The 12,931-nt window shown below is 36.9% G+C and carries 12 protein-coding genes; all 12 read left to right on the forward strand.

The window, feature by feature from the left end; translation table 11 throughout:
* The first annotated feature begins 19 nt into the window (after positions 1–19).
* Complete coding sequence (gene rbfA, locus MKY94_RS07280) at positions 20–364, forward strand: 30S ribosome-binding factor RbfA (RefSeq protein WP_144538095.1); 345 nt, start codon at positions 20–22, stop codon at positions 362–364.
* A gap of 71 nt (positions 365–435) precedes the next feature.
* Positions 436–1,356, forward strand: coding sequence for a tRNA pseudouridine(55) synthase TruB (truB, locus tag MKY94_RS07285; RefSeq protein ID WP_342578318.1), 921 nt, complete (start codon positions 436–438; stop codon positions 1,354–1,356).
* A 1-nt stretch (position 1,357) separates the two neighbouring features.
* Positions 1,358–2,302 carry a riboflavin biosynthesis protein RibF gene (gene ribF, locus MKY94_RS07290; RefSeq protein ID WP_342578320.1) on the forward strand — a complete coding sequence of 315 codons (945 nt, stop codon included), beginning with the start codon at positions 1,358–1,360 and terminating at the stop codon, positions 2,300–2,302.
* Positions 2,303–2,530: 228 nt separating this feature from the next.
* Entirely contained in the window at positions 2,531–2,800 is a 270-nt protein-coding gene (rpsO, locus tag MKY94_RS07295) for a 30S ribosomal protein S15 (RefSeq protein ID WP_053589935.1), read from the forward strand.
* A gap of 343 nt (positions 2,801–3,143) precedes the next feature.
* Positions 3,144–5,261 (forward strand): polyribonucleotide nucleotidyltransferase, encoded by a 2,118-nt coding sequence (pnp, locus tag MKY94_RS07300; protein ID WP_154311101.1) that lies wholly within the window; start codon positions 3,144–3,146, stop codon positions 5,259–5,261.
* Positions 5,262–5,471: 210 nt separating this feature from the next.
* Complete coding sequence (locus MKY94_RS07305; RefSeq protein WP_342578322.1) at positions 5,472–6,740, forward strand: pitrilysin family protein; 1,269 nt, start codon at positions 5,472–5,474, stop codon at positions 6,738–6,740.
* 445 nt (positions 6,741–7,185) lie between these two features.
* Positions 7,186–7,458, forward strand: a complete 273-nt coding sequence (locus MKY94_RS07310; RefSeq protein ID WP_144538099.1) for a YlmC/YmxH family sporulation protein — start codon at positions 7,186–7,188, stop codon at positions 7,456–7,458.
* Positions 7,455–8,252: an NAD(P)-dependent oxidoreductase gene (locus tag MKY94_RS07315; protein WP_340844319.1), complete on the forward strand. Its 798-nt coding sequence runs from the start codon at positions 7,455–7,457 to the stop codon at positions 8,250–8,252. The genes MKY94_RS07310 and MKY94_RS07315 overlap by 4 nt, the downstream gene beginning before the upstream one ends.
* A complete protein-coding gene (locus MKY94_RS07320; RefSeq protein WP_151110509.1) occupies positions 8,252–8,839 on the forward strand; it encodes a dipicolinate synthase subunit B in 588 nt (195 codons plus the stop codon). Before MKY94_RS07315 ends, MKY94_RS07320 begins: the two co-directional genes overlap by 1 nt.
* Positions 8,840–8,919: 80 nt before the next feature.
* Positions 8,920–9,957 carry an aspartate-semialdehyde dehydrogenase gene (locus tag MKY94_RS07325; RefSeq protein ID WP_342578324.1) on the forward strand — a complete coding sequence of 346 codons (1,038 nt, stop codon included), beginning with the start codon at positions 8,920–8,922 and terminating at the stop codon, positions 9,955–9,957.
* A 267-nt stretch (positions 9,958–10,224) separates the two neighbouring features.
* Positions 10,225–11,106 (forward strand): 4-hydroxy-tetrahydrodipicolinate synthase, encoded by an 882-nt coding sequence (gene dapA, locus MKY94_RS07330; protein WP_340844320.1) that lies wholly within the window; start codon positions 10,225–10,227, stop codon positions 11,104–11,106.
* Positions 11,107–11,223: 117 nt separating this feature from the next.
* On the forward strand, positions 11,224–12,891 hold the full coding sequence (locus tag MKY94_RS07335; protein ID WP_144538104.1) for a ribonuclease J: 1,668 nt from the start codon (positions 11,224–11,226) through the stop codon (positions 12,889–12,891).
* Positions 12,892–12,931: the final 40 nt, after the last annotated feature.

Consider the following 12,931-nt stretch of genomic DNA (forward strand, 5'->3'; position numbering starts at 1 on the left):
AAGATGAGGTGTAGCAATTATGTCAATGCGTGCTAACCGAGTTGCCGAGCAAATGAAAAAAGAGTTAGGCGAAATCATAGGACGAAAATTAAAAGATCCTCGTATCGGTTTTGTCACAGTAACCGATGTAGCAGTTACAGGCGACTTACAACAAGCGACGATTTATATTACAGTGTTAAATGGTAACCGTAACGATACATTAAAGGCTTTAGAAAAAGCAAAAGGCTTTATCCGTTCAGAAATTGGGCAGCGTATCCGTTTACGAGTTACTCCTGAGTTATTGTTTGAATATGATGAATCTGCTGCTTATGGCAATCATATTGACGATTTACTAAGACAGATTAACAAATCTTCTGAGGAATAAAACACAAAAAAGAAGTCTGCTTATCCAATGAGCAGACTTCTTTCTTGTATTTTGAATATGGGGTGAATAATATGTACGAAGGCATACTTCCTCTATGGAAGGAAAAAGGGATGACCTCACATGATTGTGTCTTTAAATTACGGAAAATCTTGAAGATGAAACGAATAGGTCATACTGGAACACTAGATCCAAGTGTTGAAGGTGTGTTACCAATTTGTCTTGGTCAGGCAACTAAGGTGTCTGAATATGTAATGAATGAGGGAAAAACTTACGTGGCTACTGTTGCTATTGGAATTTCAACTACAACAGAGGATGCTGATGGAGATATAGTTTTAGAGGATAACTCGGAAAAGAAATTTTCTCGTGAGCAAATATTAAATGTACTGCAGCAACTTACGGGAGTCATTACACAAACACCTCCGATGTATTCTGCAGTTAAAGTAAATGGGAAAAAATTATACGAGTATGCAAGGGAAGGGAAAGAAGTAGATCGTCCCAGCAGACAAGTAACTATTAATGATTTAAAATTACTTGATGATGATTCCGTATTTTCTGGCCAACAAGTGTTATTCTCTATTGAGATTAACTGTAGTAAAGGCACCTACATCCGTACACTTGCCGTTCAAATAGGCGAGCTACTTGGATATCCGGCCCATATGTCATCGCTAGTGCGCACTGCTTCTGGAAATTTTACAAAATTGCAGTGTCTAACTCTTTCAGAAGTACAACAATCTTTGGAAAATGATGCTCTGGAACAAAGTATTTTACCGTTTAAACACGCATTATCCAAATGGCCATTCGAGAAACTAGATAATTCATTGAAAAAATGGATTACAAATGGCTCTGTATTGGAAATACATCCACTGCTGAATACAAATGACAAAATGGTCTTCACAGACAATGGGGAGCCAATTGCGGTATATATTAAACATCCAACAAAAAGTGGTATGATGAAACCAGAGAAAATGTTTTCATCAGATAAAGGAGAATAATATGAACGTATATCACTTATCTTATCCCAATCATTTATATAATGTTACTAACAATGAAGCTTATTCCCTAGCAATAGGATTTTTTGATGGTGTCCACACCGGACACCGTGCAGTTATCCAAGAGGCTTTAAATAAAGGTAAAGAAAAGAGTATCAAGACAGCTGTTATGACGTTTGATCCTCATCCTTCTCTTGTTCTAGGTGGGAGAAAAGAGCAAGTATTCTATATTACACCTTTGGAACAGAAAATCGAGATACTGGAACAAATGAATGTAGATGCTTTATTTGTCGTAAGGTTTACTTCAGACTTTGCGAAGCTCTCGCCTGCTCAATTTATTGACTCATTTATTAAGCATGCAAATGTTAAACATGTGACTGCAGGGTTCGATTTTACGTTTGGATCTTTTGGTAAAGGTACGATGCAGGATATGGAGGAGCTTTCTAACGGAGAATATTCCGTTTCTATAGTTGGCAAGCAAGAGCTTGCTGGCGATAAAATAAGTTCTACTAGAATACGTGAGGCACTAAAAGAGGGCAAAGTGGAAGTGGCAAAAGAGCTTTTAGGTCGTCCTTTTATGCTATCTGGTGTAGTTGTCCATGGTGATAAACGAGGTAGAACAATAGATTTTCCTACTGCTAATATCCAACCAAAGGAAGGACAATTTACTCCGGCTATTGGTGTATATGCAGTGAAGATACAGGTCCAGGAAATCTGGTATGAGGGAGTATGTAACGTTGGGTATAAGCCAACATTTAATAACCCGGAAGAAAAGAAATTATCGATTGAAGTACATATTATAAATTTCGACCAATCTATTTATGGAGAAGAAGTATCCGTGCATTGGTACAAGCGTATACGTGCCGAACAAAAGTTCAATGGGATTGACGAACTTAAAAAACAAATCGGGAAAGACAAAAATTACGCTATGAAATACTTTAAAATGTAAGCTTTTTATAATTTCTAATATCCAGAAGATAAACTTTTATGGTTATTAACCCTCTCGCTATTATTTTAAAGTAACAAATGGAATACCTTTCATAAAAGTTGCTTCGTATAAGAGATTATGCTATTCTTTATAAGTACAAAAATGTACTTAACCTTTCCTTGGCTTTCTCGATTCTCCAACGGCTGCTCAGGAACAGGGGATATTAAGATTTTTAGGAGGAAACCTATAATGGCAATTACACAAGAACGCAAAAACGAACTAATCGCTGAGTTCAGAACTCATGAAAGCGATACAGGATCTGCAGATATCCAAATCGCAATCCTTACTGAAGAGATTAACTCTTTAAACGAACATTTACGTACACATAAGAAAGATCATCACTCACGTCGTGGTCTATTCAAAATGGTTGGACGTCGTCGTAACTTATTAAAATACTTACGTGAAAACGAAGTACAACGCTACCGTGAACTAATCGCAAAACTTGGTTTACGTCGATAAGATACACCTAGGAAAGCGGGATTTATCCCGCTTTTTCTATTGGTATAAAATTTATTTCTAAGGGAAATTGTTATATATTAGTATTAGCGAGTAATTTTTGTTTTTTTTAGTAAAATATTTCGCATAGTTTCGATATTTTTGATACACTACTTATGATACATATAACCATTAGAACGTCCTTTTTTAAAGGCCGTGTTATATTTCAATTTGTACAGAAATAGCAGATAGTGAGCAAAAGAGCTTACATATACCTTTGGATATGAAAGATTTTGCGAAAATCATAGTAGAAAATAATCATCGCCTTATTTAAGGAGTTTTTTGAAGTCGAGAGGAGTCCAGAGCAATGAGTGAAAAGAAAGTATTTACACACGAATGGGCAGGCCGTCCATTGCAAGTAGAAATTGGACAACTTGCAAAACAAGCTAATGGAGCAGTATTAGTAAGATACGGAGATACTAGTGTATTATCTGTAGCTACTGCTTCTAAACAACCAAAAAATCTTGATTTCTTTCCATTAACAGTGAATTATGAAGAGAAGTTATATGCGGTTGGTAAAATTCCTGGTGGATTTATTAAACGTGAAGGACGCCCTTCAGAACGAGCTATTTTAACAAGTCGCTTAATCGACCGTCCAATTCGTCCATTGTTCCCAGATGGTTTCCGTAATGAAGTTCAAGTAATTTCTATTGTTATGTCAGTAGACCAAAACTGTTCCTCTGAAATGGCAGCGATGCTTGGCTCTTCCTTAGCACTAAGTGTATCGGATATTCCATTTGATGGACCGATCGCAGGTGTACAAGTTGGCTTAATTGGGGACGAGTTTATCATTAACCCAACAGTTGAGCAAATGGAAAAAAGCATGTTAGATCTAACTGTAGCTGGGACAAAAGATGCGATTAACATGGTAGAGGCAGGAGCTAAAGAAGTTTCTGAGGAAGTCGTTCTAGAAGCTATTATGTTCGGACACAGTGAAATCGTTAAGCTAATTGAATTCCAAGAAAAAGTGGTTGCAGAAATCGGGAAAGAGAAAAAAGAAATTCCTTTATTTGAATTAGATAAGGAGCTTTTTACGGAAGTAAAAGGGCTTTGCGAAGCTAAGCTAGTTCAAGCTATTCAAGTACAAGAGAAACATGCCCGTGAAGATGCTATATCTGAAGTGAAAACTGAAGTATTAGAACAATATACTGAAAAAGAAGCAACCGATGAAACTTTGAAGCAAGTGCGTGAAATTTTAGATGCTATGGTCAAAGAAGAAGTTCGTCGTTTGATCACAGAAGAAAAAGTACGTCCAGATGGTCGTGGCGTAGCTGAAATTCGTCCATTGTCTTCTGAAGTTGGTGTTTTACCTCGTACACATGGTTCTGGTCTATTTACGCGTGGACAAACTCAAGCTTTGAGTATTTGTACATTAGGGCCACTAGGTGATGTTCAAATTATTGATGGTATCGGCTTAGAGGAATCTAAACGTTTTATGCATCATTATAACTTCCCTCAATTTAGTGTAGGGGAAACGGGCCCAATTCGTGCTCCTGGTCGTCGTGAAATCGGTCACGGTGCTTTAGGTGAACGTGCATTAGAAGCAGTTATTCCAGATGAGAATGATTTCCCGTATACTCTACGTTTAGTTGCTGAAGTACTGGAATCTAATGGTTCTACTTCGCAAGCAAGTATTTGTGCTTCTACACTTGCTATGATGGATGCAGGCGTTCCACTTAAAGCTCCAGTTGCTGGTATTGCTATGGGACTTGTAAAAAAAGGTGAACATTATACAATCTTAACAGACATTCAAGGAATGGAAGACCATCTTGGAGATATGGACTTTAAAGTAGCTGGTACTTCTAAAGGTATAACAGCACTTCAAATGGACATTAAAATCGATGGATTGTCTAAAACGATTTTAGAGGAAGCTCTTGAGCAAGCTAAAATTGGACGTATGCAGATTCTTGAAAGTATGCTTGCTACTATTAGTGAGCCACGTGGAAAATTATCTAAATACGCACCAAAAATTACTGTTATCAAAATCAATCCTGATAAAATTCGTGATGTTATCGGACCTGGTGGTAAGCAAATCAACAAAATCATTGATGAAACTGGCGTAAAAATTGATACTGAGCAAGATGGTACAATTTATATCGCTTCACCAGATGAAGATATGATTGCTCGTGCAAAACAAATCATTGAAGACATTGTTCGCGTAGCTAAGGTTGGCGAATATTACCTAGGAAAAGTAAAACGTATTGAAAAATTCGGTGCTTTCGTAGAAATCTTTAATGGAAAAGATGGTTTGCTTCATATATCAGAAATCCAAGAAGAACGTACGAAAAACGTGGAAGACGTTCTTAAAATTGGGGACGAGTTATTAGTGAAAGTGATCGAAATTGACAATCAAGGCCGTGTTAACTTATCTCGTAAAGTAGTATTAAAAGAAGAAAAAGAACGTGCTGAACAAAAAGAAGATTAATTAATAATATATAATTACGTACAAGGTTGACCGTAGATCCAATCTACGGCAACTTTTTTTAAATAGTAAGAAAAGCGCAGGCACCTATGTTTGCCCCGACAAGCAAATGGGGAAAGTGAGGAGGCAGTTCCCCAGCCACCGGAGCTTTTTCCATTTGACCTCGAGGGGCAAGGTGCTGGAGCTAGACATTGACAAGAAACAAAAAAGTATATGCATAAATCGAAGAATAGATTAGATAGAGGTGTTATATTGATTAAGAAAACAACTTGTAAAAACGGATTACGTATTGTGTATGAACATATCCCACATGTGCGCTCAGTTGCAGTAGGGATTTGGGTGCAGGCAGGATCTCGCTATGAGCTGCCAGAGGAAAACGGGTTGACTCATTTCATCGAGCATATGCTATTTAAAGGAACTGCTACTCGTTCCGCAAGACAGATTGCTGAAGAATTTGATCGTATTGGTGGAAATATTAATGCCTTTACTTCCAAAGAAAATACTTGTTATTACGCGAAAGTACTCGATCATCATGCAAAATATGCTGTAGAGATTCTTGCAGATATGTTCTTTAACTCTACATTTGACCCAATGGAAATAGATAAAGAACGCCAAGTAGTACTTGAGGAAATCAAAATGGTAGAGGATACGCCGGATGATATTGTCCATGAATATTTATGGCAGGCTATGCTTCCTAATGATCCATTAGGTGCACCTATACTAGGAACGGAAGAAACATTAAATACATTTACTAGAGAATCCATTATTTCTTATATGGAAAAACACTACACACCAAAAAATGTAGTGATTTCTGTAGCTGGTAATATTTCAGAGGATTTATTGAGTCATATTGAAGCGTTATTTGGCGACTTTAAACAACCGTTAACAGAAGTGACACAGTTCAGTACTCCTACTATAAAACCTGTATATACAGAAAGTCATAAGGACACAGAACAAGCTCACTTATGTCTAGCATATCCAGGACTTAGTGTGAAGGCTGATAACATATACAGTCTGGTTGTGTTGAATAACATACTTGGAGGTAGTATGTCCTCAAGACTATTCCAAGAAATTAGAGAAGAAAAAGGGCTTGCCTATTCCATTTATTCCTATCATTCATCTTACGAGGACACAGGAGTAGTAGCTATATATGGTGGAACATCTTGCAATCAATTAGAAGAATTAAAGAGTTCAATCAATGAAACAATTCAAACTGTCATGGAGCAAGGTTTTACCGAAACAGAAATTTCGAATGCAAAAGAGCAACTTAAAGGAAACCTGCTATTAGGGTTGGAAAGCTCTAATTCTAGAATGAACCGTAACGGTAAAAACGAATTGTTATATGGCAAGCATCGTTCCCTAGATGAAGTAAGTGACACAATCGATGAAGTTACTCTTGAATCGGTAATGGAACTAACAAAAGAAATATTCTCTCATGAACCAGCGGTATCGGTAATCATGCCTAAAGACGTCGAGTGCTAATCGGCGTCTTTTTTTCGTTCTTAAAAAAGCATATACTTTTTTCAAGTGATTAAAGGGAATGATATAGGAGCTTTGTTGACTCAAAAGACTAAAAGAAAGCTAGCTCAAATACATACATTTTTTCGATTACGTCATCAAATATCTTCTGAAAGTTACAAAGCTTGCTTAGAATAGTTTGAGATGCTCCCGTAACCTTAATATTCTTTGTAATATTTACCTATACCACTTTTTCACACACGGAAAGCGACCACCTAAAGTAAAAATTAGCAAATTATAATTCATGCTTTTCACCTATGTTTATAGGATGTATATATAGGACTACATAATTTAAATGAAGCCTATGGGAAGTGTTCTATGCAACAGCCTTTTATTTTAATGGGATTTTAATTCACTTTGTTTTGAAAATGGCATATACATAAGTAGAGATGAACAAGGAGGGGACAGATTGTTACTTTCAGAACTTGCAGAAAAAGAGCTTATTCAAGTGAAAGATGGTACCAGATATGGGAGGCTTGCAGATACTGAATTACTTTTTAATCCACAAACCGGTAAGATACAAGGTTTTGAATTATTTCAAAAATCTTCGTCTTTCTTTCAATCCAATAAAACACCTAGAAAAAAAGAGTTTATATCGTGGGAAGAAATTATTCTCATTGGAAAAGATCGTATCCTTTTTAACGAAACAGACTCATCTATCGAAACCAGTGTATACCCATGAATAAAAAAATTGCGATAATTGGAACTGACCCACGCTTGAACTACTTGCAGCAATCTGTATCAGATTATTTAGATACCCAGCTCTATCCAACGATGACATGGGATAAAGAACTAAGGGAAACCGTCTTTTCATATGAACCAGATATAGTTTTTTTGCCAATCCAACCAATTCATACTGAAGGCCCTTTTGAATTACCTATAAGCTGTCAAACTGTTTTTATAGGGAAATCTACTGAAAGCATAGAGAAGGCAGTAAAAAAGGATAATATACAGACCTTTTATTATCTAGAAGATGAAGAATGGATATGGGACAATGCAAATTTAACTGCTGAGGGATTCATTAATTACTTCTACTCGCAAGAGAAACAAGTAATCTATAACAAAGAATTCATAATTACAGGTTATGGCCGGGTAGGTAAAAGGCTAGCTTTAGCACTGCACCATCTTGGAGCGAAGGTTATTATCTCGGTTCGATCCGAACATCAGCTCTATGAAGCGAAAAGCTATGGTTATCAAATATCTACATTAGATAACTTATTTGAAGAACAGATGAGACCTTCAGTTTACATGATAAATACCATTCCGTCCAAATGGCTAAAAAATGAAAATGCTGTTTATTTTAAAAGAGTTTTTGACCTTGCATCAAACCCAGGGTGTCTCATAGATGTAGAAAACACCCCTCTTAATTATAGTCTCTCTACAAGCTTACCAGGCATGTATTTTCCACAAGATGCAGGGCAATTACTTGCCAGAGCTGTTTTAAAGCATCTGGCTTTCTTAGAGGAGGAAAAATAGTGTTAGAAGGTCTTCGAATTGGTCTTGGGATTACCGCTTCTCACTGTACTTATGAGGAAGTAATTCCAATGATCAAGCAATTTACGGATGTTGGTGCCACTGTAGTGCCCATCATCACGTATTCTGTTTTAACAGCAGCCACTCGATTCGGTACTGGAGAAGAGTGGGTAGAAAAAATAGAAGCTGCAAGTGGCAATAAAGTAGTTTCAAAAATAGTGGAGGCAGAGCCTTTTGGACCTACTAATCCACTAGACTGTATGGTGATAGCACCAATGACGGGTAATTCAATAAGTAAGCTAGCTAATGCGCAAACGGACTCTCCAGTATTAATGGCTGCTAAGGCTACGCTGCGTAACGGTAAACCTGTCGTTCTAGGGATATCAACTAATGATGCTCTTGGTCTTAATGGCATGAATATTATGAAGCTACTCTCAACTAAAAATATTTACTTTATCCCCTTTGGTCAAGACAGTCCTCACAAAAAACCTAATTCCTTAATAGCTGATTTTAAACAGATTGTGCCCACGGTTGAACATGCAATTGCCTCCAAACAAATACAGCCTTTACTCATAAATTATGAATTATAAATATTAATAATAGTGTATTTTTATAGTATGTATGATACAATATCGCCAATATGTTTTGATTTTTGAAAGGAGAGCTTTACATGTCACAAAAATTTACAACAGCAATTGTAGGGGCTACAGGTGCTGTCGGCCAAAAAATTATTGAAAAATTAGTTGAGAGAAGCTTTCCATTTGCGGACTTAAAATTGTTAGCTTCTGAGAAATCAGCAGGTAAACAAATTGAAGTAAACGGAAAAAACTATACAATCGAAGAAGCCACACCAGAGGCTTTTGAAGGTGTTGACATAGCATTTTTTTCTGCAGGAGGTTCGATTTCGAAAGCATTAGCTAAGGAGGCTAGTAAGAGAGGCGCCATAGTCGTGGATAATACAAGTGCATTTCGAATGGATCCAGATGTTCCATTAGTAGTACCAGAGGTAAATAAGCAAGCCTTGCACGAACAACAAGGAATCATTGCTAACCCTAATTGCTCTACTATTCAGATGGTCGTAGCTTTAGAGCCAATCCGAAAGCAATATGGATTATCAAAAGTTATTGTCTCAACTTATCAGGCAGTATCAGGAGCAGGAGCGGCAGCTATTCATGAATTGACATCTCAGAGTGAGAGAATAGCAGAAAAGCAACCCACTTCTGAAATTTTACCTGTTAAAAGTGAAGAGAAGCACTTTCCGATTGCAGGAAATGTTATCCCACAAATCGATGTGTTCAATGAGGATGGATTTACATTCGAAGAACATAAAATGATGAATGAAACGAAAAAAATTATGTCTCTTCCAGATCTCTCTATTGCTGCTACTTGTGTGAGAGTGCCAGTAGTAACTGGTCATTCTGAATCGGTGTACATTGAGGTAGAAAAGGAAAATGTAACAGTAGCAGATATTAAGCAGCTCTTGGCAAGTGCAGAAGGTGTTACTCTGCAGGATGATCCTAGTGAGCAACTGTATCCTATGCCTTACTTTTCCGAGGACGAAGATGCTGTTTTCATCGGACGTATTAGGAAGGATCCTTCTAGTGAGTATGGCTTCCATATGTGGATCGTTGCTGACAATCTCTTAAAAGGTGCGGCTCTTAATTCAATTCAAATTGCTGAAGCTCTCATCGATGAAAAAATCTTATAATTAATATTATATATACGTTGGATAGGTTAGATAAACCTACCGACATATAAGAATAGTAATATAAGGAGAAAGATTAACTTTCTCCTTTTCTAACGAAGAAGAAAGTCTGTGCTTTTTTAATTGTCAAGCTCCAGCGCAAAGCTCGTCTCAAGTAAGAGGGTTGCGGTGGCTTAAGAACTGCCTCCTAGCTTTACCATTTGCTAGTCAGGGCAGACATAAGTGCTTGTGCTTTTATTAAAAGGCGAATTTGATAAGAGGTGTAATTCAATGAATATCGGAAATATTTCTACAGCAATGGTGACTCCGTTTCACGCAGACGGTACTATTGACTTTCGCGCAACCGAAGAACTTTTAGAACACTTGCTTTCAAACGGAACAGATTCCCTAGTAGTAAGTGGTACAACAGGTGAATCTCCAACACTATCGACAGATGAAAAACTAAAGCTTATACAATTTGTAGTAGAAAAAGTAAACAATCGAGTACCAGTTATCGCTGGAACAGGTAGCAATAATACAGCTGCATCTATAGAACTTTCTCAAAAGGCAGAAGCTCTTGGAGTTGATGCTTTAATGATTGTTACTCCTTACTACAACAAGCCGAATCAGCGTGGAATGATTGCACATTTTGAAGCAATTGCATCTGCGACTTCAATTCCCATTGTAGTATATAATATTCCAGGGCGTTCCGTTGTTAATCTGGAGCCTGATTCGATTGTGGCTCTAAGTAAAATTCCATCGATCCAAATTGTAAAAGAAGCTAGTGGCAGCTTAGATCAAATGACAAAAATTTTAGCGGATACGGATGATGATTTCCTTGTATATAGTGGTGATGACGGATTGACTTTACCATTGCTCGCAATAGGGGGATCTGGAATTATATCGGTTGCTTCCCATGTAATAGGGAAAGAAATGCAAGAAATGATACAACTGTTCCGTCAAGGCGAGCATTTGAAGGCTGCTAAAATACATCAACAAACGCTACCTGTGATTAAAGCGTTGTTCCAACATCCGAATCCAGTAGTAGTGAAATATGCACTTACTAAAATTGGAGTTGAAACTGGATCTTTAAGACTTCCATTAGTAGAAATGACAAAGGAAGAAAAGCTGGAATTTGATAATGTTTGGGAGAAATATTTAGAAGCCAAGTAATTACGTGAAAAGCTGAAGAATTCAACCTTCAGCTTTTTTTATTTGTGTGAAACGGTGACGTCCGATATAATAAAAAATAGTGGATGTTGGTCGGGTTAACAATTAGGAGGAAAAGAATTGGTAAAAGTTAAAAATGAACTTATTCGTATTATACCGCTCGGTGGAGTTGGCGAAATCGGTAAAGCGATGTACGTAGTAGAAATAGACGATGAAATCTTTGTAGTAGATAGCGGTCTTATGTTCCCGGAAAACGAAATGTTGGGTATTGATATCGTCATTCCTGATATTACGTATTTAGAGGAAAACAAAGATCGGGTTAAAGGAATCTTTTTAACGCATGGACATGAAGACGCAATTGGCTCTATTGCTTATTTACTGCAAAAGATTCAAGCGCCTGTATATGGCTCCAAGCTAACTATTGCTTTGGCAAAAACTCATGTAAAGGCAATGCCAGCAAAGCAACAAGTAAAGTATTTTGAAGTAACAAATAAAAGTCGAATGAACTTCCAAAACACACACGTAACATTTTTTCACACAACACATAGTATCCCGGATTCTTTAGGTATCGTATTCCATACTTCTGAAGGTGCTATTGTGCATACAGGAGAATTTAAGTTTGATCAATCTGCTAGAGGGAAATACCGCCCAGATATAGCAAAAATGGCAGGACTAGGAGAAGAAGGCGTGTTTATCCTCATGTCTGATTCAACAGAAGCAGAAAGACCCGGATATACAACATCAGAAGCAGTTATTGAAAACCAATTATCAGAAACATTCCACGCTGCTAAAGGTCGTATTCTTGTATCTCTTTATGCATCCAATTTTATAAGAATTCAACAGGTATTTGACAAAGCTGCTGAGACTGGCAAAAAAGTTGCTATTGCAGGAAAAAGCTTAGAGAATATCTTTGCTATAGGTTTAGACTTAGGTTATTTTACTGTCCAAGAAGAAACTATGATTCCGATAAAAGAAATCTCTAAATATAACGATGAAGATATTGTAATTATCGTTTCTGGTAATCAAGGAGAACCTTTAGAGGCTTTAGAGAAAATGGTTCGCAAGCATCATAAGGATATTAAGATTAAAGATACGGATACTGTACTTATAACATTTACACCATCTCCAGGAATGGAAGTTGGAGTATTTAATACGATGAATCTTATCGCAAAAGCTGGAGCAAAAGTTTTGACCTCTAGTAAAAATGTCCACGTATCAGGACATGGTAGTCAAGAGGATTTAAAAATGATGTTAAACCTCACAAAGCCTAAATACTTTATTCCAATTCAAGGGGAGTATCGTATGCTGATAGCTCATTCTAAATTGGCTCAGGACTTGGGGATGGCAAAGTCAGAAATATTTATAGCTGATAAAGGCGATATTGTAGAATACAAAAATGGAAAAATTAGAATGAGTGGAAGAGTACAAGCTGGCAACGTTCTAATAGATGGGATTGGCGTTGGAGATGTAGGTAACATTGTCTTAAGAGACCGTAAACTATTATCTCAGGACGGAATCTTTATCGTAGTAATTACACTTAACCGTGCTCAAAAGAAAATAGCTTCAGGACCTGAGATTCTATCAAGAGGTTTTGTATACGTAAGAGAATCAGAAGAGTTAATGGATGAATCCGCTAAATTAGTAAGAACAATTGTTGAAAAATATGTGAATAAAGAAACGTTTGAATGGACAAACATTAAACAAGAAATCCGTGATACGCTAAATTCATATTTATTCCAACAAACGAAGAGACGTCCGATGATTATTCCAATTATAATGGAATATTGATATCTAAAATCAGGATTTCCTTTCCCATTGTGGAAGGAAA

It is taken from the genome of Psychrobacillus sp. FSL K6-2843 (assembly GCF_038626375.1).
GTDB classification, from domain to species: domain Bacteria; phylum Bacillota; class Bacilli; order Bacillales_A; family Planococcaceae; genus Psychrobacillus; species Psychrobacillus faecigallinarum.